The following is a 26,187-nucleotide window of genomic DNA, read 5'->3' on the forward strand; positions in this document are numbered from 1 at the left end:
GATGTCTCTGAATTAATGAGCCGATTTCATCTTGAATTTTGAACTCACCATCCTGCTGCAAAACCTGAGTAAAATTACGTGTTCTCGGAATTCGATTGTTTTTTTGACTAGTACAATGTTAAATCGTCGTGAATTTTCATCACGCAACCCAGGTATTATTCATATATTTGAGGAGAAATAACGTGCTCGTGACTCAAAAGAAATGGTTCTACTCTCGTAAAGGCTTCACTCTGATTGAACTCCTGGTGGTGATCGCCATCATTGCAATTTTAATTGCCCTCTTATTACCCGCAGTTCAGCAGGCCCGAGAAGCAGCTCGCCGAAGTAGTTGTAAGAATAGCCTGAAACAGATTGGACTAGCCTTACACAACTACAACGAAACACACACTATCTTTCCTCCTGGTAGCGTTGGACCATCAACAAACGCGCACAGCGTCTGGGCGTTTATCCTCCCCTTTATGGAACAATCTGCACTATACAATAAGTGGAACTTTAGTTTGGTCCAAAACCATGCGAACAACAGAGAAGCGAATAGTGCTCCCGTTACATCGTACTTCTGCCCTTCAAAACCACGTTCCAGTCTAAATGACAGTAACCAGGCCTATGGCGACTATGCCGTCAGCACAGGAACTGGACATTCGAATTCAGCAAGTCACAGTAACTGGAAAGGGATGTTTAATCAGAATTCGAATACCAGATTGCGAGATGTGACAGATGGAGCCTCTAATACATTTGCTGTTGGAGAAAAACGAACGGTTGAAGTGTCACTTACCAGTCCTCAATATCGTTGGGGTTGGCACGGTGCTCGCAATACTCAGCAAGCGAGAATCAACGAAACCGTCATCACAACATCACCGGTGAGGACATGGGATGACAACACGGCGAACTTTGGTAGTGACCATGTCGGCGGCGCCCACTTTGTCTTCGCCGATGGTTCGGTTCATTTTCTTTCTGAAAACATGGACTTTGAGCTCTACCAAAACCTCAGTGACAAAGCAGATGGGAATGTTGTTGAATTTCCCTAATTCATGATTCACAGTTCTGCTTTCTTTAATGCTTAATAGTGACCAACCGGAAGCCGATTTGGTGCAGTACCTGCTTCAAATCGGCTTCCCGGTAGCCGCCCTCTTTGTACCCTCAAGCTTAATTCTGAAGGATCTTCCAAGCATGCTCCACTTGAAAAATTGCTGTCGTTGCTCTGTTCAATTCAAATTCACTTTGCTGATTACCTACTTCGTGTGCTTGGCATTCACGGTCAGTGGTTGTGAATCCTCAATCGCGGTGCCTGAAAAGCCTGCGGACAACTCAGCAGTATCCGGAACAGTCACCCTGAACGGTAAACCCGTGAGTGGAGGAGAAGTGGGCTTCTTCTCGCTTCAATTTGGAATGGCCGGACAGGCGGCACTCGATAAGGATGGAAAATTTAAACTCTCTGATCCAATTGCTCCCGGTGACTACCGGATCTATTTTCTGTCAGGCAATGGACAACCTCTAAGAGGAATGCCCGTCAAATATATGAGCGAAACTTCCAGTGATTATTCCGTGGCTGTGAAAGATGGTGAGAACCAGTTGGTGATCGAGATCAAGTCCTGAGAATCACTGTCAGCCGAAGAGGCCTTTAATCACAGTGCCGCTTTCGACGAGTTTTACAGGGCGTCCGATGGGCGTATGTAATTCCAGGTCGGCATTGATTTTCATGGCATGGCACATGGAGCGGAAGAGGTCGTCTACTTCGACCAGGGAATCAACGATTTTCTGTCCATTTTCATCTGTTTTGCCGATAGCTTGTCCCCCTTTGATGCCGGCCCCTGCCATCAATAGGTTGAAGTTTTTGACCCAGTGATCACGGCCTGGGGCCGGCGGGCGCGCATTGATTTTTGGGGTGCGCCCGAATTCACCCATGCAGAGCACCAGCGTTTTTTCCAGCAAGCCGCGCTGTTTCAGATCGATCAGGAGTTGGGACAAGCCCTGATCGACGTCAGGGGCACGTCGTTCCATTCCCTTGAAAACATTGCTGTGCATGTCCCAGCCTCCGCTGCGCACTTCAACAAAGGGCACGCCGACTTCCACGAGCCTGCGTGCTACCAGCAATCCCTGTCCCAGTTGCGATTTCCCATAGGCCTCTTTCATCGCCGTCGGTTCATTATCAAATTCAAATGCTTTCAGTCGAGGTGATAGCATCATCAAGTTCGCTTTCTGATACAGCTTACTTTGTTCTTTGACGAGCGCTGCGGCGCCTGCGTCTGCAAAGTCACTTTCCTGCTGACTTAACAACGCGAGTCGGCGTTGCTGCCGTGATGCGGGAGTGTTGTTGAAAACATTATCTGGAAGTTGGCCAGGACGATCGATAATAAACGGGGCCACCTGAACTCCCAGAAAGCCCGAACTGAGCGTCTGACCGATGCTGACAAAATTGGGGATATCAGACTGAGGATCACCGATCTCTCTGGCAACGACCGAACCGAAGTGCGGAAACTTTTCAATACCGAGCATGCGGTGTCCGGTATGCAGGTGATAGGTGCCGCGTTCGTGGGCAGCTTCTTTGCCGGTCATGGATCGGATAACCGCGATGTCGTTCATGACTGCTGCGATCTTGGGCCAATAATGGGCGATTTCGATTCCCGGAGTTTGCGTTGCGATCTTTTTGGTTTCACCCCCATTAGGAGTTCCCGGTTTGGGGTCCCAGGTTTCCATCTGGCTTGGGGCACCGGCTAGCCAGACCAGGATGCAGGAACGGCCTTCTTTCTTCAATTCAGCCGCGTTTAAGCGGAACTGGCTCAGCAGCGCAGAGCCGGCGATTCCTAGCGAGGCAGACTGCAAAAAGTTTCTTCGGGAGATCCCGCCATGACGATTTAAATTCAGATGTAAGAGCGCATCTGCCTGCATGTGATGATTCCTATGCTTCAAAATGGCTAGCGTTTCGTGCGAAATTCTGTGGAATTGACGAGGACCCAGAGCAGATCATCGATGGCTTCTTCGCGGTTTGCCGACTCTTTCAAATATTCGATATTTCGCTGTACTTCCTGCTCATTTGCATGTCTGGCCAGTACGTTCAGATAGAGTTTCTGGACCAGTTCTTCGTGCGAGCTAAGCTTGATTAATTGTTGCTTGAGATCGCTTTGGGAGAGTCTGGACTGCAGGGTGGCGTTGTTCATCAGGAGCAGTGCCTGCTGGATCGAACCCTCCAGTGACCCTTGTGGTAGAGAGGGGTTCATATCGAAGACCTGTATGATTTCCTGGTGTAGTTTTTTGTCATATCCTGCTAATTTTTCGATCGAGTCTGCAACAACATCCGGGCGCAATCGGGAAGGCCGGACTGCTGTAAACAATTCTGATGCAGAAGACATGGTCCGCATTTCCCGCTGATAGATTTTCGAGTTCATAATCAGCCGAAAAACCCACTTGGGATCAAAATTTTTGTAGCGAAAATTGGCGGCGATGCGGTTGACGACCGGCTTGTGTATCACATCGCTGTCAGGCCCCAAACTGTCGACATCATAGAACCCGTCGCCGATCAGTTCGCTCCAGATACGGTTTACATAAGCGCGAGCGAACCAGTAGTTTTTCGGGTTGTATGCCAGATACGCTGCGATAGAAACGCGCCGGGCATCTGATTTCATTTTCTCGTGTGGTTTTTCGCCCAGTAGAAAGCGAGGTTTGACGACTGTTTTGACCGTCGGATCATCTGCGTCAGGCATCTTATAAGTGTAAGGATGAAAAAAAGCAGCGAGCTCATGGAATTGCGCGCGTTTCCAGTTATCAAACGGATGGTCATGACATTCCGCACATTTGATGCTGATGCCCATAAAGATGCGAGCGGTCTGCGAGGCAAGTTCGGTCGATTTATTTTCGCAAGCCAGCACAAAGTTATTGTAACCAAGCTTCTGACCATAATCGTTGCGCACCGCTTTATTGCGCTGCGGGGTTGCTGAAATCAGCATTACGGTAATGTAATCCCAGGGAGCACCTTTTTGGAATTGTTCAGCCAGCCAGTCCTCCAGCGCCTGAGGCTTGACGCGATTTTTGTTGGCAACACTATCGTAAAAAATGACCGAGGTCCAATAGCGGGCCCACTTACGTGCGTACTCTTCAGTCTCCAGTAATTCGTCGATTAACGCCGCTCGTTTATTTCTGTTTTGACTGGCAAGAAACGACTCGATTTTCTGCGGCGTCGGCAAAGTGCCTGTCAGGTCGAGATAGACGCGCCGAATAAAGGTTTCGTCATCGACTGTTTTGGCGAGGGATGCCTCGGCATTCGGGCCTAGCTCCTGCTCGAGGGCCTGATCCAGATCAGCGGAACTGAAGCTGACGCTACGGGCAATTCGGCGCGTCGGCATCGTTGATCGAATATATCCCAGAAGTTGCATCTTCTGCTCTTGAGTTTTCAGAGGGGGCAGGTTCAACGCCGGCGATTTCTGCTTTACTCTTTTTCTGGGTGCAGCCACTAAAGTTGTTGTAAGAAATAGACAAATCAATGTGATGAAAACGATCCATTGATGGGGCCTGAATGAAGAACTTTGACCACGCTTCAGCATAATACTACCCGCTACTGAAAGAGAGATTCGGAGACCCGAATTAGAGATGCGTCAAATGAAGTAAATGTATTTGTCGTATTGTATTTTAGAGATGAGCCGTTGAAACGGTCACTTTCAGCTGAAAGTAGAGTCTTAACTTACTTTCCTTAAATGGTATCTGCGCTAGTGCAAAGGTAAATAGAATTTGATGGATTCGAATCAGGACAGACTGAATTATTCACCCACCACAGAGCAAACGTTTACTAGTCCGGTGCGGATTTGGAAATCAATCTCAGATCATGTCCGTATAATTCGGCCTGGATGATTTCTTTTTGTATACCATACTTGCCAAGCCGGCGTGACGCGCAGATGTGAGCTATTTCACATATTTTTATTTCTAAGAAGAGTGAGTTTGGACCGAATCATAGTTAGTTTTGTGTGTTTAATCAGGAGAGAGGATCCTAGTCTTATTTTGACAGAACAGACCGTAAGCTATTTTATAGATATGGTTTATCGTCATTTACGTCATTGGTTTAACCCGGTCAGATTCAAGCTTTTGGCAGAAATATGAGATGTTTGACTAAAATTATTTACGTGTGAACTTTTTCTTCTCAAATTCGTCTAATAACACGTACTAGTGACAGAACCTGGGGACGACGCACGTGATGGACACTGTGGTTACTGGGAAGAGTCAAAAAAATGAGGGTGGGAAGCTATGATCAGTTCAAAATACAACAACCCGGCGATGAAACAATTAGCTGAGCAGCAGGTAAAGTACGCACCGCGAGAGGTGAAGCTTGAGCAAATCAGCCGCACGGAGCAATTCCTGGCGAATATAGAGCAGGAGCAGGATTATCCGTATCCGGAACTCTGCAAGGAAATTACAACCTACCGCTCTGAAATTTATCCAGACCTGGTAATTTCGGGCTCGGATGTGCTGCATGATTTGCGTTGCTTTATTGAAGACCTGTCTGACAGCGCTGAGATTAACGTTGACGATGTCCAAGAGCAGGTCCTGACAGTCCAGGATCTCAGTAAACAGTTCAACATTTCCACGAAGACCGTTGATCGTTGGAGAGACAAAGGTTTGGTCAGTCGTCGTTTTCGGTTTAACGGCCGGAAACGCGTTGGCTTCCTGAAGTCGTCAGTGGATCGTTTTCTGGAGAAGAATCAAGGTCATATCACACGCAGCATGAATTTCAGCCAGCTAAGTGAACAGGATCGCGAAGAGATTTTGCGTCGCGCCCGGCGTCTGGCTCGGTATGGAGGATGTCCTGCTGAGATCAGTCGGCGTATTGCCCGGCACATGAATCGTTCGCCAGAGACCATTCGCTACACTTTGAAAAATTTTGATCGGGAGAACCCGGAGTTGGCTATATTTCCGAATGCTCCCGAAAAAATTACCGAGCAACAGAAACGTGATATTTACAACACATTTCGGCGTGGTATTCCCGTTGAAAAGCTGGCGCGTCGTTACTGCCGCACTAAGGCCAGTATTTATCGCATCATTTCCGAAGCCCGGGCAGCGCGTCTGCATGCCCAGACGATCGACTACATGCACAGTGATGAGTTTGAACCAACAAATGCAGACAAACTGATTCTAGGGCCACCTCCGGAAGTGGATAAGTCAAAGGATAAAGTTCGTACTCCCCCCGGATTACCTCCTTATCTGGCAAGCTTGTATTCCATTCCATTGCTCACAAGAGAAGAAGAGGCTTACTACTTCCGAAAACTGAATTATCTGAAGTACAAAGCATTTCACATTCAGGAACATCTGGATCCAAACCGACCCAAAGCACGGGATATGGATCAGATCGAAAAGCTGCTCGATGAGAGTACGGATGTAAAAAACTTTTTGATTCGCAGCAACCTGCGGTTGGTGGTTTCGATTGCCAAGCGCCACATCAGACCGGGAAACAATTTCTTTGAAATGGTCAGTGACGGTAACATGTCGCTGATTCGTGCGATCGAAAAATTCGATTACACAAAAGGGAACAAGTTTTCCACCTACGCCAGTTGGGCGATCATGAAGAATTACGCACGTTCGATTCCTGCCGAGTACAAGGTACTCGATCGGTTCCGAACAGGTAATGAAGAGCTCTTCTTCCAGTCAACCGATGAGCGGGAAAGCCAGTACCGTGAAGAGCTGATCAATCAGAAACAGCATGCTGTGATTATGAGTATTCTGGATCAACTGGATGGCCGTGAGAAAGATATCCTGATCTATCGCTATGGGTTGAATGCACGTAACGAGCCGCAGACACTTGAACAGGTTGGCAATCGATTTGGTGTAACCAAGGAACGGATCAGGCAACTGGAGTCGCGTGCCCTGAAGAAATTACGGAGAATCACCCAAGTAGAACGAGTTGAAATACCGGGAATTTGAAGCAGACTGATCAAGTCCGTTTTTCGGGCTTATTAGTGAGTCCTCCCTTTAAACAGGCATGGTTCGTAGAACCATGCCTGTTTTTTCGTGTTTTGTTTCTTGCGTACGTGTGCGTGTTGCAGCGTCTGGAAATACCCGTGTCTATGACTGGTTTATTTGAACTTTGTGTCAGAAATTGTGTCTTACCACTTGTGTATCGTAAATCAGGTCGCCCAAGGATGAAAAGTAGATTGCATTGAGATGGAAATTCATAGGCCACATAGGCATACAGCATTAAGAAAAGATAACATTTTTTGGAATCAGCCAGTCGTTCACACTTGCAAGCAAGTGCCTGATTGCTATATTGAGCTGCTTACTGAGTTTCGGCGGGGAAAGTACCTCTTCAGCCAAGCGAGTCGTTCAGGTTGCATGAGGCTTGAAGCCTGCTAGCTTAGTTTTAATTTGACAGGCTAGCGTAGCTCAATCGGCAGAGCATCGGTTTTGTAAACCGAAGGTTGTGGGTTCGATTCCCACCGCTAGCTCTTTAGCCTAAACTTCCGAACCCTTCTTTTACTGTAAAGCGGGGTCGGTAAGCGGCTTATGAGACCCAGCTTCGGCTGGTTTGGGAGGGGGAATTCCCGAGCGGCCAAAGGGGTCAGACTGTAAATCTGATGGCTACGCCTTCGCAGGTTCGAATCCTGCTTCCCCCATTTTTTGAGTTGTAATTTGACTGAGTCACAGTTTTGCGGGTGTAGCTCAATGGTAGAGCCCCAGCCTTCCAAGCTGGTTGTGAGGGTTCGATTCCCTTCACCCGCTTTTGAGTATAAACGCGTATTGATTTTAAATTAAGACAGAAAATGCTGCTGTGGCTCAGTTGGTAGAGCGCGTCCTTGGTAAGGACGAGGTCATGGGTTCAAATCCCATCAGCAGCTTTTTTGAGTGTATAAAAATGTGAATTTCAGGAGGTGTGTGCCTCTTGCGTGCGAGGGGTGACTCCTGTTTTTACCTCGCCATTATGTTTTGTTGGTTTTATTGTTTAGGTTTGGTTGTGTACCAGGCCTAAAAAAGGGGTTTTAAAGAGAGATGGCTAAGGAAGTCTTTGAGCGAACAAAGCCGCACGTAAACGTTGGTACGATTGGACACATCGACCATGGTAAGACAACCCTGACAACCGCTTTGCTCGCAGTGCAAAGTGAAAAGGGCCTTGCCCAGATGAAGAGTTATGCTGACGTTGCGAAGGGGGGAACCGTTCGCGACGCCACCAAAACTGTAACAATTGCTGTGAGTCACGTGGAGTACGAAAGCGACACTCGCCACTACGCCCACATCGACTGTCCTGGTCACGCCGACTATATCAAAAACATGATCACCGGTGCTGCCCAGATGGACGGCGCCATTTTGGTGGTCTCCGCTGCTGATGGCCCAATGCCTCAGACGCGAGAGCACATTCTGTTAGCTCGTCAGGTAGATGTACCATCACTGGTTGTCTTTCTGAACAAGTGCGACCTGGTCGACGATGAAGAATTGCTCGAACTGGTTGAAATGGAAGTTCGTGAGTTGCTGACCAAGTATGGTTTCCCTGGAGACGATATTACTATCGTTCGCGGAAACGCTAAAGGTGCACTCGATCATCCTGCTGACCCAGCGTTTAATGCCTGTATTGGCGAGCTGATGGATGCCTTGGATGCCAATATCCCCGCCCCTGAACGTCAATCTGACAAGCCATTCCTAATGGCGATTGAGGACGTGTTCTCTATCGCCGGTCGTGGTACCGTGGTAACTGGCCGTATCGAACAGGGTAAAATTAACGTTGGCGATAAGGTTCAAATTGTTGGTCTGCGTGATACGCAGGAAACAACGTGTACTGGCGTTGAAATGTTCCAGAAGACCCTGAATGAGGGAATTGCTGGCGACAATGTTGGTATCCTGCTGCGTGGAACCAGAAAAGAAGACGTAGAGCGTGGTCAAGTTTTGGCTGCCCCTAACTCCATCCCTCCTCATACGAAATTTGAAGGTCAGGTTTACGTGTTGAGCAAAGATGAAGGTGGACGCCACACTCCATTCTTCAACGGTTACCGTCCCCAGTTTTACTTCCGTACAACTGACGTGACTGGTTCAACCACATTGCGAGGCGGTGCAGAGATGTGTATGCCTGGCGATAACGTGGAAGTTGAAGTGGAACTCGGCAAGCCAATCGCAATGTCAGAAGGAAGCCGTTTCGCGATCCGCGAAGGTGGCCGTACTGTTGGCTCTGGCGTTGTTGTCAAGATTGTTGAGTAATTAGAGACGCTACATTTTGTGATTTATACGGTGTCCACTCCGCCTTGTGATGGAGTGGACACCTTAAAGTTATAGTTGATTTGTTGTCTGTCGGGACTGAGGGCTGTTATGGCACGCGAATATGTATGGTTAGAATGTACTGAAACCGGGATGCGAAACTATCGGGTCAGCAAAGAGACTCGCGGCACAGAGCGACTTTCGCTAATGAAGTACTGCTCTAAGTTGCGAAAGCACACTTTGCATAAAGAGTCTCGCAAGAAGTAGGTTCTACTGGCCTGGATTTTGTGACTGGTGTCAGTTTTTTGAGTTGCTTCCGGTGGTCAAAATGTTTGGTCAGTTCATCAGTTTGGACGGGTGTAGCTCAATTGGCAGAGCACTGGATTCCAAATCCAGCGGTTGGGGGTTCAAGTCCCTCCGCCCGTGTTTTTGTGTTGCATCTGCTGCTGAAGCAGCTGAGTGGCTAGCGCCTCTTACTTCTTCACCCTAGGTTTGAATAGCAGATTTGCGATTTTCAGTTCGCTTCTGTTCTTTATATTATTTAGTAAATTGGTTCAATGGCTAAATCCAAGACAGGACAAGCGTTTTCTGCCACTTTAGTGAGTGGTGGTTTATATAAAAGAAATCAAGGGCGGCTTGTACGTCAGTTGACGGCAATCGGCCTGATCGCAGTGGCGATTTTTGGTGCCTATTCTCTTTATAATGTTTTACCGTTGGGAATGTCCGCCGGAATGCAAAAGGGGATTGCAGTAGGAATTGTGGCGATTTCAACTTGGCTAGCGTATCGAGTGGTGAATTTCCCACGGTTTGCCGACTTTTTGATTTCCGTTGAAGCCGAGATCAGCAAGGTAACATGGGCAACCTGGGACCAGCTATGGCGGTCAACAGCGGTCGTGATTGTGATAATGTTTTTTCTGTCGTTTCTACTGCTGGCATTTGACATGTTTTGGCAGTTTCTCTTCAAGTGGAAATGGATCGGATTTCTGCAGATTTGAGGAAGCGGCAGTCCAGCTTTCAGTAGATAACAGAGATTTTTTAATCTCTGCTTCTTGAATAAATTGTAATTTCTGCTCATTATGGGCGATTCCTGCTTTTGGCAGTCTCTTTGTTTTAGCTTCAGGGTAAATATCAGGTGTCCGTATGTAACGGTTCCTCTTATAAGGTGTCTCATGAGTAATGATTCGGATTCTGAACTAGCTTCTGAAAATCCAGAGGGCTCTGAAAACCCAGAGGTTTCTGAAAAACGCCTTTGGTATGTCTTAAAGGTGCAGAGCAATAGGGAAAAGTCAATTCGGGAAGCTTTGCTGAGAGGAATTAAGAGAGACGACCTGGAAGAGTATTTTGGGGAAATCATTATACCGACCGAAAAGGTTGTGGAAACAAAAGGTGGTAAAAAGCGGGTTTTTGAGCGAAAGCTCTATCCTGGCTACCTCATGATTCAGGTCGAACTGAATGATGACAGCTGGTACCTGGTTCGATCCACAAATGGAGTCGGAGACTTCACTGGAGCGTCAGGTAAGCCGATTCCCATGCAAGAGCATGAAATTGCTCGGATGTTGGGCCGGGAAGAATCCAAGGAAGAAACTCCTGTTAAGATTAAATTAGATTTTCAGACCGGTGATGTTGTCAAAATTAAAGATGGTACTTTTGAAGGTTTCGAAGGTACGATCGATAATATTGATGAAGCCAGTGGCAAAGTAACTGTTCTGATTGAAATTTTCAGCCGACCTACTCCAACGGAGTTAGAGTACTGGCAGATTGAAAAGGTCTAATCTGTCTTTCAGGCTCAGTGTAAAAATATATTGATTCACGTGTTTGTAAAGTGTTTTGAAAGTCGGTCAAATGGCTAAGCAGCTTGTTACAGAAGTAAAAGTTCAGATTCCCGGTGGTCAAGCAACTCCCGCTCCTCCAGTGGGTACGGCACTCGGACCTCACGGTGTGAATATTGGTCAGTTTGTTCAACAGTTTAATGAGCGCACCAAAGACATGGCCGGCACAACCATTCCGGTTGTGATCAGTGTTTTCAATGATCGCTCTTTTGATTTTGTACTGAAGAGCCCTCCTGCTGCCGTACTGTTAAAGCAGGCCGCCCAGATTGCTAAAGGATCCGGAAATCCCAAGAAGGATAAAGTGGGAACAGTGACCGTCGATCAATTAAAAGAAATTGCCAAGACCAAGTTTGAGGATCTGAATGCTCCCAATATTGATCAGGCAGCCAAGATTATTGCCGGAACTGCCCGTAGTATGGGTCTTGAAGTCGAGAAATAGTCGTTTGCTCTTAGTGGCAATGATTGTCATGGCTGGGTTCAGACAATAATTAAATAAACAAAAAACGTTTTTCGGATAGAAGAGTCATGGGAAAACAATCCAAGCGAACCAAATTTTATAATCAAAAGCTGGCTGGACTTAGCTCCGTTAGCCTGGAAGAGGCTGTGGGGGCTTTAAAGTCTCTGGAGACTGATCTACCTGCAGCAATCAAGCAGGTTAAAATGGACCAGACTGTAGAGCTGGCTGTGCGGTTGGGTGTTGACCCCCGTCAGGCAGACCAGTTGGTGCGTGGTTCAATTATTCTGCCACACGGCATTGGTAAGACACAGCGGGTTGTTGTGTTTGCCCAGGGTGCCAATCTGGAAGCGGCTGAAGCAGCCGGCGCTGATGTGGTTGGCGGTAAAGATCTGGCAGATAAGGTCAAAGGTGGCTGGCTTGATTTTGACGTGGCGATTGCAACACCGGATATGATGGGTGTTGTTGGTCCACTGGGTCGTGTTCTGGGACCGCGAGGTTTAATGCCTTCACCGCGTGCTGGAACTGTGACTCAGGATATCGCGAATGCCGTTAAGGACTACAAGGCTGGTAAGGTCGAGTTTCGCGTTGACGCTGGCGGCAATGTGCATTGCCGCGTTGGCAAGCTGTCGTTCGAGGCGAACCAACTGGTAGATAATATTCAAGCGATGCTGAAGTATCTGGAATCATTGCGGCCTTCTTCGGTGAAAGGCGCTTATGTGCGAAACATTGCCATTTCATCGACGATGAGTCCCGGAATTGGGATCGCACTTTAATAATCGTGGTCACACTGATTGTATTTTGTAGCCAAAAATAATAGCAAATCACTGTTTTCGGCGTTTAATGAGCTGGAAGAGATCTAATGAGTAAATTTGTAAAAGAAATGATCATCTCGGAGATCGAATCCCAGATTGGCGAAGTTCGAGATTTCGTTATCATGGATTCTGCGAAGATGGATGCGATTACTGATAATGGTTTTCGTCTCAAGTTGCAGGAAAAAGGGATTACGACTCTGACGGTAAAGAATTCACTGGCCCGTCGTGCCTTTGCCAATGCTGGAGTAGAAGGTCTGGAAGATGTCCTAAAGGGACCTTCGACTCTCGTGTGGGGTGGCGAAGATATCGTCGCTCTCTCAAAAGAGATGGCGAAATGGGCCTCTGACATTGAAAGCCTGTCGATTAAAGGCGGGACCACTGAAGGAACTGCACTCACATCAGAAGATGTGGCAAAACTAAGTAAGAGCCCTGGTCGAATGGAATTGATTGGCGAAATTGTCTCCCGGATCCTCGGACCTGGTGCACAATTAGCAGGGGCAATCAAAGGTCCCGGCGGGACCCTTGCCGGGCAGATTAAGACAATCTCTGAAGGGGATGAGTCATAAGTCGTTGACCCGTTTCAAGACAGATGGTTTGTGTCTTGAAATTTGTAGCAACTGCTGCTGAGACAATGCAGCGTTGGTTTGATTTACACTAATAAGAGATTCTATTTTACGCATTCGTGCGAAAGGAAAGAGAAGATGGCGACAGCCGAAGCTACAACTGAATTTGGCGAAGAGACCAAAGAACTGGGTGACAAAATTGCTGGATTAACATTGCTCCAGGCTAAAGATCTGGCTGAATACCTTGACGAAGTACATGGTATTAAGGCTGCCGCTGGTGGCGCTGTCATGATGGCTGGTCCTGGTGCCGGTGACGGTGGCGGTGAAGCTGCTGAAGAACAGACCGAATTTGACGTCATTCTGACTGGATTCGGTGACAGCAAGATTCCTGTGATTAAAATCGTTCGTGCTGCGACAGGCCTTGGCCTCAAAGAAGCCAAAGATCTGGTTGAAGGTGCTCCTAAGCCAATGAAAGAAGGTGTCTCGAAAGAAGATGCTGAAGCACTGGTTAAAGAAGTCAAAGAAGCAGGTGGTTCTGCTGAAGTGAAGTAAGTCGTCGTAGAAAAAAGCCATCTCGAAATCACCTGTGCCGAAACTTGTTTTGGCACAGGTTGACTTCTGCCTGCACAGGCGTTTATTTTTTGGTTTTTTTCTGTGTGCAATTGAAGTGTTTCGTTACACCGCTTAGAATAAGTCACTGGCTGCTTCCGGTTTTGTTCCGTCGGATGCGGCAATCTTTGTTTCCGGCTGTTTCTTCAGGGCGTGTATTCTTCATTGCATGTTGCACTACTGCTTTATGTTTGTTTCCGTAAGTTTATCTGCTTCGATCAGTCATCGTTTCAGTCCCATTTGGTCTAAGCAATCGACTCATTGCACTCTCTTTTGAATAGCAAAGTAGTATTGAGCGATTTATCAGGCTTTAAATTAGTCGAGCGATCCGCTTTCAATGCAGCATTCGAGGCTGTATTCTCTCGAGGTACGCGCTGCTGTTCCTCGCTATTCTTGGTTTGTGCTCTGTCTGTTCGACATTGTTGTTTGCGCAGGGCATTTCCACATCTGGCACCAGGTAAGTAGAAAAGATCATCTTAATGCCGATTCCAGCACAGCGAACGATTCCCACTCAATCCGTCAAAAACTTTGGTAAGATTGAACACAGTTTTGAGCTGTCCGATTTAACACAGATTCAGACAGATTCCTATGCTAGTTTTCTTCAGGCTGATAAATCGCCTCGCGAGCGAAAGAATCAGGGACTCGAAGAAATCTTACGCGAAATATTTCCCATTGAAAGTTATCAAGGCCAATACCAGCTCGAGTACGTTAAATACGAGTTGGGAAAGCCCCGTTACACTCCGACAGAATGCCGTCAGTTGCGGATGACCTACGGTCGGCCATTTCGTGTCTGGCTGCGTCTTGTAAAAGAACAGCCGATTGAAGAGGAAGTTTACCTCGGTGATTTACCCGTCATGATTGGCGGTGGTGAATTTATCATTAACGGTGCAGAGCGCTGTATCGTCAGTCAGTTGCACCGTTCTCCCGGTGTCGACTTTGTGCTCAGTTCAGAGCCTGGTGAAAAGAAAGAGTATTCCTGCCGCGTGATTCCCGAGCGGGGCAGCTGGATCGAATTGGTAGTCGGCAAAAAAGATACCCTGGGCGTGCGAATTGACCAGAGCGGTAAGTTTTCGGCAATGACCCTGTTGCGTGCGATGTCGAAAGATTATTCTTCTGACACGGATCTGGTAAATCTCTTCTATGAAACCAAGTCAGAAAAAATTGTCGCCGCTTCTGCTACTGAAAAGCTAGTCGGTAAAATTGTCGCTGAAGACATTGTATATCCAGCTGGCCATGATCGTTGTGGTGAGGTCATTCTGGATTGCTGCGGCACGATTACGGAAGAGATGATTGAAGAAATCGTTGACACTGGCCTGAAAAAAGTAGAAATCGTTCCGGAAGTCAACGACGTGCTGGTTCTGCAAAGTATTGCTGAAGATCCCACGGTAACCCACGAAGAAGCACTACTGCGAATTTATTCGAGACTGCGTCCTGGTAATCCGCCGCAACTGGAACGTGCCATTGACCTGTTCAGAGAAAAATTCTTTGATGTGAATCGGTATCGACTGGGACGCGTTGGTCGTTTTCGTATCAATCGTAAATTCAAGCAGGATGTCCCCGATACAGAAATGACGCTGCGTCCGGAAGACTTTATCAATTCCATTCGTTACCTGGTTCGTCTGCGAATTGGTGATGGCTCCGCATACGTGGATGATATCGATAACCTCGGTAACCGGCGTTTGCGTACGATCGATGAATTGGCTTCGGATGAAATTCGAAAAGGGTTTCTTAAGCTGCGGCGGACCGTTCAGGAACGCATGACGCAAAAAGACGTGGAAGAGATGTCTCCTCGTACGCTGATCAACCCCAAGAGTGTTTCAGCGGCGATTGATTTCTTCTTTGGTCGTAGTGAATTGTCACAGGTGGTTGACCAGACGAATCCACTTTCGATGTTAACACACGAACGTCGTCTGAGTGCATTGGGGCCTGGTGGTTTGAACCGGAAGCGTGCCGGCTTCGAAGTCCGCGACGTACATATTTCTCACTACGGACGTATCTGTCCAATTGAAACTCCTGAAGGTACCAACATTGGTTTGATTTCCAGTTTGAGTATTTTCTCAAAGGTAGACGATTACGGGTTCCTGATAACTCCTTATCGTCAAGTGAAAAATGGAAAACTGACTGACGAAGTGCATTGGATGCGGGCTGATGAAGAAGCGGAAGTCCATGTGGCTCCCGCCGACACCCCCGTCGAAAATGGTAAATTCAGGGAAGACCGCGTAATGGCACGGTTCCGTGATGACGTGGTCTGGATTGCCGGCAGTGATGTCGATTACATCGATGTCGACCCCGCACAGATGGTCGGAATTTCTGCTGGCCTGATTCCCTTCCTGGAACACGACGATGCGAACCGCGCTTTAATGGGTTCTAACATGCAACGCCAGGCCGTGCCTCTGTTAATCGCCGAACCTCCGCTGGTAGGTACCGGGATGGAAGTGGCTGTCGCTCAGAACTCGGGCATGGTGATCCGGGCTGAGAAAGCCGGCAAGGTGACTTACGTTGACGGAAATGTGGTTGAAGTCAACGGCAAAAAATATCGTCTGCGAAAGTACGAAGGACTCAACGAACGCACCTGTCTGAATCAGACTCCTGCCGTCAGTATGGGAGATACGGTCAAGAAAGGCCAGATTCTCTGCAACAGTGCTGCTGCTTCAGACGGCCTATTGGCCTTGGGACGTAATGTGCTGGTAGGTTTCATGTCCTGGGACGGTTACAACTTTGAAGACGCGATCATTTTGTCAGAACGTCTGGTGAAAGAAGACGTCTACACTTCAATTCACATCGATGAATTTGATGTTGAAATCCGAGAGACGAAACTGGGTCGTGAAGAGTTCACACGTGATATCCCTAACGTCAGTGAAAAGGCGTTACGCCACATTAGTGAAGACGGGATTATCAAAGTAGGAACCCGCGTTCGCCAAGGTGATATTCTGGTCGGAAAGGTTTCGCCGAAAGCCAAGGCTGAACTGACACCGGAAGAAAAGCTGCTGCACGCGATCTTTGGTCGCGCCGGTGAGGATGTCAAGAACGAATCGTTAGAAGCATCCAGTGGTGTGGAAGGGATTGTGATTCACACCGAGAAATTTGCACGACGAATGAGCCTGACTGATTATGAGCGAAAGCAGTATGACGAAGAGCTCAAACAGGTCGAAGAAAAAGGCGATCAGGAAATCGCTACTGAGTTCCGTGAATTCCTGAAGACCTTTGAAGCGGCATTAGGCCAGCCCCTGGTTGACGATGATGGCCGCAAGATTCGCGAAATTACTGAAGACAAATTTATTTCTCAATATGCTCATGATTTTCTGTCACATCTGGATGACCTTGATATTCGCAGCCCGCAGAAAAAGGCAGACTGCCGTGCGGTAATCGACGAATTGTGGGCCAACATCGAGGATGTCATTGATACCTGCGACCAACGTGTCAACAGTATGAAACGCGGCGAAGAATTGCCGAACGGCGTGCTGCAGATGGTCAAAGTCTACGTGGCATCGAAGCGTCAGATTTCCGTGGGTGACAAGATGGCTGGTCGTCACGGGAATAAGGGTGTGATTTCCAAAGTCTTGCCGATCGAAGACATGCCTTTCACTGAAGATGGTACTCCGATCGACATCATGTTGAATCCACTAGGGGTTCCGAGTCGTATGAATGTGGGGCAGATTCTAGAGACCCACCTTGGCTGGGCGGCCGAAAAGCATGGTTTCCGTGCTGTGTGCCCAGTGTTTGATGGTGCGATGGAGTCACTGATTCACGAGTACCTCGAGTCAGCCGGTTTACCTAAAGATGGTAAGGCACAATTGTTTGATGGTCGTACGGGTGAAGCATACGAGCAGAAAACCACGGTGGGTCAGATTTATATGCTGAAGCTGCATCACTTGGTGGATGATAAAGTACATGCCCGTTCGACAGGACCTTACTCACTGATTACTCAACAACCATTGGGCGGAAAAGCCCGCTTTGGTGGTCAGCGATTTGGGGAAATGGAAGTCTGGGCACTGGAAGCTTATGGTGCGGCTTATATTCTGCAGGAACTGCTGACAGTGAAGAGTGACGATGTCGAAGGCCGTACCAAGATTTATGAATCAATGGTAAACGGTGAAAATACATTAGAGGCCGGTACGCCAGCCAGCTTTGACGTGCTAAATAACGAAATTCGTGGACTTGGTTTGAATCTACAGCTGGAAAAAAATCCCGGTTGATGCGTTCTCAGGGATTAGAGAGTTGTGTCAAAGGCGATATTTTTTTCAGGATCAATGTCTGATCATAAACAGTTCAGAAAATAAGGAGCGTGCACAGTGAGTGTTGCACAGACAGCTTACGAGCGAATTAACGATTACGGTTCCGTAAAAATTGGTTTGGCTAGTCCACACGATATTCGGAGTTGGTCATTCGGTGAAGTTAAGAAACCGGAAACGATCAATTATCGAACCTATCGGCCCGAACGCGACGGATTGTTCTGCGAGCGAATTTTTGGTCCTGAAAAAGACTGGGAATGTGCCTGTGGTAAGTACCGGGGCATGAAGTACAAAGGCATGATCTGCGACCGTTGTGGCGTCAAAGTGACACATAGTCGTGTTCGTAGAAAGCGAATGGGGCATATTGAATTAGCTGCACCGATCGTGCATATCTGGTTCTTTAAATCGATGCCCAGCCGCCTGGGTGCGTTGTTGAACATGAAGACCACGGCGCTGGAAAAAGTAGTTTACTTCCAGGACTACGTCGTGACTGACCCCGGCGATACACCGCTGGAAATGTGCCAGACGATGACCGAAGAAGAGGCTCGTCAGAATCAGGCCAAGTATGGCCCCGGTTCATTCGAAATTGAGATGGGAGCAGAAGCCATTAAAAAGCTTCTGATGAGCCTGAATCTGGTCGAAATTTCGGAACGGCTTCGCAAAGAGTTGTTTGAAACTGCCAGCCAGCAAAAGCGGAAGGACTACATCAAACGGTTGAAAATCGTAGAGTCATTACGCGACAGTGATAACCGTCCGGAGTGGATGGTGCTGGAAGTGATTCCCGTGATTCCCCCCGACCTGCGTCCGCTGGTTCTGCTGGATTCCGGTAACTTCGCAACCAGCGACCTGAACGACCTCTATCGCAGAATTATCAACCGTAATAACCGTTTGAAAAAACTGGTTGACTTGAACGCCCCCGAAGTGATTGTGCGTAACGAAAAGCGAATGTTACAGCAGTCAGTAGATGCGTTGTTTGATAATAATCGTTGTAAGCGCCCAGTGCTTGGTTCTTCCAATCGCCCCCTGAAATCATTGACTGATATGATTAAAGGGAAGCAGGGACGTTTCCGTGAAAATTTGCTCGGAAAACGTGTCGATTATTCTGCACGTAGTGTGATCGTGGTTGGTCCGGAACTGAAATTACATCAGTGTGGTCTGCCCAAGAAAATTGCACTCGAGCTGTTTCAGCCGTTCATTATTCGCCGTCTGAAAGATAGCGGTCACGCCGATACGATCAAGTCGGCGAAACGCATGCTGGAACGTAAAGACGAAGATGTGTGGGATATTCTTGATGAAGTAATCCAGAATCACCCTGTACTTCTGAACCGTGCCCCGACGTTGCACCGTATGGGGATTCAAGCGTTTGAGCCAACTCTCGTAGAAGGAAATGCAATTCGCGTCCATCCGCTGGTGTGTGGTGGATTTAACGCTGACTTCGATGGTGACCAGATGGCGGTACACTTGCCACTTTCAATCGAAGCACAGGTAGAAGCAACCACGTTGATGCTGGCAACGAATAACATTTTCAGCCCTTCTGATGGTGCACCGATTATTCGTCCTTCTCAGGACATCGTGATGGGTTGCTACTATTTGACCCTGAAGAAGACGGAGCGAGTGGGGGAAGGCATGATCTTCTCTGGCGTGGACGAAGTACACGCTGCATTCCAGCAACGCAAGCTGGATCGCCATGCCATCATCAAAGTGCGAATGCCACGTGATAAACGGGTCAAAGGAGATGGGTCCGAAGATTTTAAGATGGGAGGATTAGTTGAAACGACGGTAGGACGCGTCATATTCAATGATATTCTGCCGAAGAAGATGGCCTTCTATAACCTGACAATGAAAGGTCGCGATCTTTCGAACGTGATTTCTGACTGTTATCTGGAGCTCGGACGTCGTGAAACGATTAACCTGCTCGACAAAATGAAAGAAACTGGTTTCCGTGAATCAACGGCGAGTGGTCTTTCTTTCGCAACCAGCGATTTAAAGACGGCTCCCAATAAAGCCAAGGTAATTGGTGATTCGGAGAAAATGGTCCTGCAGAAGTCCAAGCTTTATGAGCGTGGTCTGATTACAGCCGAAGAGCGTTATAACGAAGTGCTTGACACGTGGACGAAAGCCCGCGAGTTGATTACGACGTCCATGATGCATGAGTTGGAAAACGACTACCGTGATGATGGTAAGTACGTGAACCCAATTTATCTGATGTCGAATTCCGGTGCTCGTGGCGGTATCGAACAGATGCGTCAGCTTGGTGGTATGCGTGGGTTGATGGCCAAGCCGAGTGGGGAAATTATTGAAACTCCCATTAAGGCGAATTTCCGTGAAGGCTTGACCGTGCTGGAGTACTTCAGCTCGACACACGGTGCCCGCAAAGGTCTAGCAGACACAGCTCTTAAAACGGCAGACAGTGGTTACCTGACACGTAAGCTGGCAGATATCTGTCAGAACGTTGTTGTCACGGAACATGACTGTGGTACCGCTCAGGGTATGACACGCGGTGTTGTTTATCGCGGCGAAAAGGTGGAAATGAGTTTGACCGACGCGATTCGTGGTCGTGTCAGCCGAACCAACATCGTCGATCCGATTACCGACGAAGTCATCGTACGCGAGAACGAATTGATCACCGTGGAAATTTCGCGTCGTATTGAAGCGATGGGCCTAGAAAAGATTCAGGTTCGCAGCCCGATGACTTGCGAGTCATCACTGGGGATCTGCCGCCTGTGCTACGGGATGGACCTGTCAACCGGTTCGCTTGTCGAAGAAGGTCTGGCAGTCGGAATTATCGCCGCACAAAGTGTAGGCGAGCCCGGTACTCAGTTGACAATGCGTACGTTCCACATTGGGGGAACTGCTTCCCATGAAGTGGAAGAGCATGAAATTAAGACCCGCCGTGCCGGTAAAGCGACATTCGCCCGCATCAGGTCGGTTGTAAACAACGAAGGTTTCAGCGTTGTTTTGACGCGAAATGGTGAAGTTGTGATCAACGACCCGAAAGGCCGTGAGTTGGAACGCTATACCATTCCCAACGGTGCGACTCTGATGGTCAATGAGGGAGACGAGCTGAAAGAAGATCAAGTGATCTGTCAGTGGGACCCTCACTCAATCTCCATCCTCGCAGAAGTAGGCGGTCGTGTTCGATTTGAAGAGTGTGTGGAAGGGAAAACCATTCGCACCGACAAAGACCCTAGTGGTCACATCCGTCGTTCGATTATTGAGCATAAAGGTGAACTGCATCCGCAGATTATCATCGAAGATGCTACCGGCAAAATTCTGGACTTCTATTATCTTCCTGAAAAGGCAAGTATCGAAGTCGAAGAAGGTCAGCAGATCACAGCGGGAACTATTGTTGCCAAGAACCCTCGTGAATCTTCAGGTACGCAGGATATTACCGGTGGTTTGCCTCGTGTGACTGAGTTGTTCGAAGCAAGACGTCCTAAGGATCCTTCTGTTCTGGCTGAGATCGATGGCGAAGTAGAATTTGTTCCTGAGAAGAAACGTGGAAAACGAATTGTTATCGTTCGCGGAGAGGATGGGACCGAAGTTGAACATGTGATTCCGCATGGTAAGCATCTGTTGGTTCATGCAGGAGACCTGGTTATAGCCGGTGATGCACTGGTTCGTGGTCCTCTAGTGCCACACGATATTTTACGCGTCAGTGGTACGGAAGCAGTTCAACAGTATCTATTGCATGAAATTCAGAGTGTGTACCGTGCTCAGCGCGTGACGATCGATGATAAACATCTTGAAATCATTATTTCCCGCATGTTAAGTAAAGTGATGGTTGAAAATGTGGGTGATACGAACCTGCTACCAGGAATTGTACTCGACAAGTTGACCTTCCAGAGGATCAATGAAGAGACCATTGTCTGTGTAAAAGTGGTTGATTCAGGTGACACTGACTTCCAGCCAGATGACCTGGTACCATTGCCAACGATTGAAGAAGTGAATGCCCAGGTAGAATTAGCAGGACAGGCTCCTGCCAGCTTTACCAAGCCGAAGCCGGCATCTGCCAGCTCACAGCTGCTGGGGATTACGAAAGCATCAGTGCAGAGTGAAAGTTTCATCTCTGCTGCCAGTTTCCAGGAAACGACAAAGGTATTGACCGAGGCGGCACTCGCCGGCCGTGTCGATTATCTGGTGGGTCTGAAAGAAAATGTGATCCTCGGTCACCTGGTTCCAGCAGGAACTGGATTCTATCAGCACCAGAATGCAGAAGTTCGCATTCGCCCCGAAGCGTTAGAAGAGCTGAAGGCTGAAAAAGAACGTATTCTGGCGGCTCGGATGAGCCTGTTGAATGAAGTTCAACCTGATAAACCCGTTCCATTGGGCGGCGGTCAGGAAACTGAGGAGTATGGTCAGGGGGGAACAGATTCTTCGATAGAAATTACACCCCCCAGCCCAAATCCCTTTGATGAGTAAGCAGAATGATCCAGCCTGATTTCTGGTTGAACTCTCTTGACCTGGTTCCTGAAATGGACTTGTTGTGAGACTTGACGGATCAGTTCGGGCTGGATACATTGTCTCGTTCCTCTCACTGCTGAGGGGCGCGAAATAATACATAATAAGTGGCCATATGTATTGATGGCTAATTTGAATAAAGTGTTTATTGTAGTTCAAGATATGGACGAAGATGGATTGTCTCAATGCCAACGATTAATCAATTAATCCGTAAACCAAGAAAAAAGCCGATTTCCAAGAGCAAAACTCCCCTGTTAGAGGGTTGCCCTCAAAAACGTGGGGTCTGCTTGAATGTGAAAACGGTTACACCGAAAAAGCCAAACTCCGCGTTGCGTAAAGTGGCACGTATCCGCCTCTCTAACGGGAAAGAGCTGACTGCTTACATTCCGGGTGAAGGGCATAACCTGCAGGAGCACTCGATCGTCCTGGTGCGTGGTGGCCGTGTTCGCGACTTACCTGGTGTTCGCTACAAAGTGATCCGCGGTGTACTCGACACGCTTGGTGTAAGTGATCGCCGACAGGCACGTAGCCGCTACGGTACGAAACGCCCCAAATAGTCGTTCACTTAATTTAATTCAATTATCAGATATTTGATTTCACAAGTCAGTGCTCGCTGAGAGCATTGAGAATAACGTCAGAGGAAATGTTGGAATGGGCAAGAAGTTTACAGCCAGTACGACACAGCTTAAACCAGATCCCCGGTTTAATTCACTGTTGGCTTCCAAGTTTGTTAACTGCCTGATGCACGATGGCAAGAAGAGCGTTGCACAAAACGTTTTTTATGATGCCTTGGATCGTATCAAGGACCGGGTTCCTGATATCGAACCGATCGAAGTGTTTACCCAGGCTGTTGAAAACGTAAAGCCTAGTGTTGAAGTACGATCGAAGCGAGTGGGTGGAGCGACCTATCAGGTCCCAACTCCCGTAAGCCCCAAGCGTCAGCAGACGCTGGCGATTCGCTGGCTCCTGGCTGCGATTCGTGGAAAAAAAGGACGTCCAATGGATGTTCGGCTGGCTGATGAGATCCTGTCTGCTCACAAGCGGGAAGGCACCGCAATGACGACCCGCGAGAACATTCACCGAATGGCTGAAGCGAACAAGGCGTTTGCACATTTCGCCTTCTCTCGCTAAGACAATTATTACGACCATTAAGACGCACTGGTATGGCTTTGGGGCTATTACTTCGTGCGTCTTTTTTTTTGATATTGTGGATTCAGACTGATTTGTAAACGATATGATCTACGGCGTTGAATAGAGAACACTATTTGTGTTTGGCTTTAACCAGGAATGACCGTTTTCCTGAGTGGCGTTAAGTTGATGATTTTACAGATGGGATTGCAGGGAAAGATGTCAGCTTCAATAGAGAAAATCAGAAACATCGGAATCATAGCTCATATTGATGCCGGTAAAACAACGACGACCGAACGAATTTTGTATTACGCAGGCGTTGTGCATCGGCCCGGCGGTGTTGATGAAGGCACGACGGCGACCGACTTCGATTCGGAAGAAGCGAAGCGTGGCATCACGATCTACTCAGCCGCAATTAGCTGTCACTGGAAAGGGCATTCGATCAACATTATCGATACGCCAGGGCACGTCGATTTTACGGCTGAGGTTGAGCGCAGCCTGCGAGTTCTGGATGGCGCCGTCGTAGTGTTCAGCGCAATGGAAGGCGTGGAAGCACAAAGTGAAACAGTGTGGCGACAGGCAGATAAATACAATGTACCGCGCATCTGCTTTATCAACAAGATGGATCGCATTGGTGCCAGCTTTGAGCGCACATTCCAAGAAATCAGAAAGCGCCTGCGGGCCAACCCAGTAGCACTGCAGATACCCATCGGCGAGGGGACAACCTCAACGGGCACCTCTTTCGAAGGGGTGATTGATCTCATCAAAATGAAATCCCTGTATTACGACCCGGAATCAATGGGGTCAAAATTTGAGGTCAGGGAGATTGCAGACGAATACCTCGAGCAGGCCCAGGAATGGCGCAGCAAGATGCTGGAGGCCGTAGCCGAGATGGATGATGACATACTTGAACAATACTACGAGACCGAGGATATCCCCGAAGAGGACCTGCTGCGCCTGCTGCGAGAGGCAACCCTCAATGGTAGCCTGCAACCGACGTTTTGTGGTTCTTCTTTAAACTATATCGGAGTGCAGCCAGTGCTGGATGCGGTTGGTGAGTTCCTCCCCAGCCCACTGGATCGCCCGCCAGTAGAAGGCATCAACCCTCAGCCGAAAAAGCGGGGCGGGGAAGCGGGTGAACCAGAGTCGCGGGCAACTTCGGTGAATGAGCCAATGTGTGGCCTGGTTTTTAAAATCCAGACGGACAAGCACGGCGATTTGTGTTTTGTTCGCGTCTACTCCGGGCAGCTAAAGAGTGGTACCCGACTATTGAATGCACGGACCGGCAAGAAAGAGTTAATCAGCCAGCTATGGCGCGTGCATGCGGATGCGCGGGAAAAAGTGGAAACCGACAGCATTGACGCTGGCGATATCGCCGGAGTGATTGGCCCCAAAGAAGCCGCTACGGGAGACACGTTGTGTGATATCAAACATCCAATTCTACTGGAAAGCATTTCGTTTCCTGAAACTGTAATTTCGATGGCAGTGGAGCCCGACTCCAGTGCGGATCGAAAGAAGCTGGAGGAGACACTGAAGAAGCTGTCTCGGCAGGACCCCACGTTTAAAGCCATGACCAATGAAGAGACCGGCCAGACAATTGTTTCCGGAATGGGAGAACTCCACCTTGAGGTGCTACGCAATCGAATGCAAAAAGAGTTCAACCTAAGCGTGCGAGTGCATAAGCCGCGTGTCAGCTATCGCGAAACAGTGACCGCCGCAGTTGAAAAAGAAGTCGAATTCAGTCGCCCTTCTCCAGGGGGTGATCTTTACTTCAAGGTGAAACTACGGCTGGAGCCATACAAAGGCGATACCCCCGTTTCGATCATCAGCAACCTGAAGGCGGAAGACCTGGATCCGAACCTGCATAAAATCGTAATGGAAACATTGAAGATGGGGATCGAAGGGGGAGGGCAGGTCGGTTTTCCATTGATGAATATACAGTTTGTTGTCCTGGCAGCCGAGACCCATGAGGGGGAAACCAGTGAAGTCGCTGTGGAGGCCGCTGTTTCAGAGGCGTTACATGGATGCATTATGGATGCAAAAATCCAACTGCTGGAGCCGATCATGAAAATCGAGGTGGTAACTCCAGATGAATTCCGGGGGAACATCCAGGCAGACCTCAGCTCACGGAACGCAGCTGTATTAAACACAGAATGGCGGAGTGATTTGTGTGTAATGGAAGTCGAGGCACCCTTATCACAGTTATTTGGCTATTCTACCCAGATTCGGAGCCTTTCCCAGGGGCGAGCATCATTCTCGATGGAGCCTTTGAAGTATGCAGCTGCTCCCGCAAGTGTATTAAAAGAGATGATTGGATAATTTTTTGAAATTCATAGGGCTCCACGCTTGGTATCCTGCGAATGAGTGTGTAACTTGTCTCCTCTGCTGATTTAGAAACCGGAACGCCGGTTTCCATATGAACAGTACACGGCAGGCTTTCCATATGAGAATGTCAGAATTTGGAAAAAAGCGTCTTAAGCTTTGCCCGGGTTATTGACAAGCAGTGAAGGTCTCATTACTATTGCCCGCTTCCCTGTTTAGGATTTCATCTAAGCAGGGCTAGAGTCTTATTTTAGCGAAGGAATTTATTGGTGGCCGTTGCGAGTCAAGAGCGAATCCGAATTCGCATGGAAGCTTATGATCACTCCGTGTTGGACCAGTCAGCAGCAGATATTGTTGATACGGCGAAACGAACCGGTGCGATCGTCCATGGCCCCATTCCATTGCCCACAAGGATTGAACGATATACGGTTCTAAAGGGACCGCATATCGACAAGAAGTCCCGTGAGCAGTTTGAAATTCGGACTCATAAACGTTTGGTTGATATTTTGTCCCCGACTGGTAAGACGATTGACGCTTTGAATAAGTTGTCTTTGCCTGCAGGGGTTGATATTAAAATTAAGGCGTCCGCTGGCGGAAACTAGTCTTTTTAAGTTTTCG

The 26,187-nt window shown here is 48.2% G+C and carries 19 protein-coding genes and 5 tRNA genes; 22 read left to right on the top strand and 2 right to left on the bottom strand.

Annotated elements, in window-relative coordinates:
• Positions 1-182 precede the first annotated feature (182 nt).
• Complete coding sequence (locus tag AAC022_RS24440) at positions 183-1,025, top strand: DUF1559 domain-containing protein (protein ID WP_339735429.1); 843 nt, start codon at positions 183-185, stop codon at positions 1,023-1,025.
• A 142-nt stretch (positions 1,026-1,167) separates the two neighbouring features.
• Positions 1,168-1,593: a hypothetical protein gene (locus tag AAC022_RS24445; RefSeq protein WP_339735431.1), complete on the top strand. Its 426-nt coding sequence runs from the start codon at positions 1,168-1,170 to the stop codon at positions 1,591-1,593.
• Between the two features lie 9 nt (positions 1,594-1,602).
• Here the strand turns inward: AAC022_RS24445 and AAC022_RS24450 are convergent, their stop codons facing one another.
• Both AAC022_RS24450 and AAC022_RS24455 read right to left on the bottom strand, forming a co-directional pair.
• Complete coding sequence (locus AAC022_RS24450; RefSeq protein WP_339735433.1) at positions 1,603-2,886, bottom strand: DUF1501 domain-containing protein; 1,284 nt, start codon at positions 2,884-2,886, stop codon at positions 1,603-1,605.
• A gap of 26 nt (positions 2,887-2,912) precedes the next feature.
• Positions 2,913-4,367, bottom strand: a complete 1,455-nt coding sequence (locus tag AAC022_RS24455; RefSeq protein WP_339735434.1) for a DUF1549 domain-containing protein — start codon at positions 4,365-4,367, stop codon at positions 2,913-2,915.
• Between the two features lie 862 nt (positions 4,368-5,229).
• On the opposite strand from AAC022_RS24455, the gene AAC022_RS24460 reads away from it, so the two are divergent.
• The 20 genes from AAC022_RS24460 (at position 5,230) to rpsJ (ending at position 26,171) form a co-directional block, all read left to right on the top strand.
• Entirely contained in the window at positions 5,230-6,900 is a 1,671-nt protein-coding gene (locus AAC022_RS24460) for a sigma-70 family RNA polymerase sigma factor (protein WP_339735436.1), read from the top strand.
• Between the two features lie 448 nt (positions 6,901-7,348).
• Positions 7,349-7,421, top strand: a tRNA-Thr gene (locus AAC022_RS24465).
• An 86-nt stretch (positions 7,422-7,507) separates the two neighbouring features.
• A tRNA-Tyr gene (locus AAC022_RS24470) sits at positions 7,508-7,589 on the top strand.
• Between the two features lie 35 nt (positions 7,590-7,624).
• Positions 7,625-7,695 (top strand) — tRNA-Gly (locus AAC022_RS24475).
• 43 nt (positions 7,696-7,738) lie between these two features.
• Positions 7,739-7,811: transfer RNA gene (locus AAC022_RS24480), tRNA-Thr, on the top strand.
• A 151-nt stretch (positions 7,812-7,962) separates the two neighbouring features.
• Positions 7,963-9,159 carry an elongation factor Tu gene (gene tuf, locus AAC022_RS24485; protein WP_339735438.1) on the top strand — a complete coding sequence of 399 codons (1,197 nt, stop codon included), beginning with the start codon at positions 7,963-7,965 and terminating at the stop codon, positions 9,157-9,159.
• A gap of 108 nt (positions 9,160-9,267) precedes the next feature.
• Positions 9,268-9,423: a 50S ribosomal protein L33 gene (gene rpmG / locus AAC022_RS24490; RefSeq protein ID WP_339735440.1), complete on the top strand. Its 156-nt coding sequence runs from the start codon at positions 9,268-9,270 to the stop codon at positions 9,421-9,423.
• Between the two features lie 86 nt (positions 9,424-9,509).
• Positions 9,510-9,582, top strand: a tRNA-Trp gene (locus AAC022_RS24495).
• 131 nt (positions 9,583-9,713) lie between these two features.
• Positions 9,714-10,151, top strand: a complete 438-nt coding sequence (gene secE / locus AAC022_RS24500) for a preprotein translocase subunit SecE (RefSeq protein WP_339735442.1) — start codon at positions 9,714-9,716, stop codon at positions 10,149-10,151.
• A gap of 174 nt (positions 10,152-10,325) precedes the next feature.
• Complete coding sequence (gene nusG, locus AAC022_RS24505) at positions 10,326-10,928, top strand: transcription termination/antitermination protein NusG (protein ID WP_339735444.1); 603 nt, start codon at positions 10,326-10,328, stop codon at positions 10,926-10,928.
• 70 nt (positions 10,929-10,998) lie between these two features.
• On the top strand, positions 10,999-11,424 hold the full coding sequence (rplK, locus tag AAC022_RS24510; RefSeq protein ID WP_339735446.1) for a 50S ribosomal protein L11: 426 nt from the start codon (positions 10,999-11,001) through the stop codon (positions 11,422-11,424).
• Positions 11,425-11,510: 86 nt separating this feature from the next.
• Positions 11,511-12,215, top strand: a complete 705-nt coding sequence (gene rplA, locus AAC022_RS24515) for a 50S ribosomal protein L1 (RefSeq protein ID WP_339735448.1) — start codon at positions 11,511-11,513, stop codon at positions 12,213-12,215.
• Between the two features lie 86 nt (positions 12,216-12,301).
• Positions 12,302-12,820 carry a 50S ribosomal protein L10 gene (rplJ, locus tag AAC022_RS24520; protein ID WP_339735450.1) on the top strand — a complete coding sequence of 173 codons (519 nt, stop codon included), beginning with the start codon at positions 12,302-12,304 and terminating at the stop codon, positions 12,818-12,820.
• A 135-nt stretch (positions 12,821-12,955) separates the two neighbouring features.
• A complete protein-coding gene (rplL, locus tag AAC022_RS24525; protein ID WP_339735452.1) occupies positions 12,956-13,369 on the top strand; it encodes a 50S ribosomal protein L7/L12 in 414 nt (137 codons plus the stop codon).
• A 536-nt stretch (positions 13,370-13,905) separates the two neighbouring features.
• Positions 13,906-17,622 carry a DNA-directed RNA polymerase subunit beta gene (gene rpoB, locus AAC022_RS24530; protein ID WP_339735454.1) on the top strand — a complete coding sequence of 1,239 codons (3,717 nt, stop codon included), beginning with the start codon at positions 13,906-13,908 and terminating at the stop codon, positions 17,620-17,622.
• 96 nt (positions 17,623-17,718) lie between these two features.
• Positions 17,719-22,080: a DNA-directed RNA polymerase subunit beta' gene (gene rpoC / locus AAC022_RS24535; RefSeq protein WP_339735456.1), complete on the top strand. Its 4,362-nt coding sequence runs from the start codon at positions 17,719-17,721 to the stop codon at positions 22,078-22,080.
• Positions 22,081-22,304: 224 nt separating this feature from the next.
• Positions 22,305-22,676, top strand: a complete 372-nt coding sequence (rpsL, locus tag AAC022_RS24540) for a 30S ribosomal protein S12 (protein WP_339735458.1) — start codon at positions 22,305-22,307, stop codon at positions 22,674-22,676.
• Positions 22,677-22,770: 94 nt separating this feature from the next.
• Entirely contained in the window at positions 22,771-23,250 is a 480-nt protein-coding gene (rpsG, locus tag AAC022_RS24545; RefSeq protein WP_339735460.1) for a 30S ribosomal protein S7, read from the top strand.
• A 216-nt stretch (positions 23,251-23,466) separates the two neighbouring features.
• Positions 23,467-25,566 carry an elongation factor G gene (fusA, locus tag AAC022_RS24550; protein WP_339735462.1) on the top strand — a complete coding sequence of 700 codons (2,100 nt, stop codon included), beginning with the start codon at positions 23,467-23,469 and terminating at the stop codon, positions 25,564-25,566.
• A gap of 272 nt (positions 25,567-25,838) precedes the next feature.
• Complete coding sequence (gene rpsJ / locus AAC022_RS24555) at positions 25,839-26,171, top strand: 30S ribosomal protein S10 (protein ID WP_002649712.1); 333 nt, start codon at positions 25,839-25,841, stop codon at positions 26,169-26,171.
• Positions 26,172-26,187: the final 16 nt, after the last annotated feature.

Origin of the sequence: uncultured Gimesia sp., assembly GCF_963976445.1 — a bacterium.
GTDB lineage: Bacteria > Planctomycetota > Planctomycetia > Planctomycetales > Planctomycetaceae > Gimesia.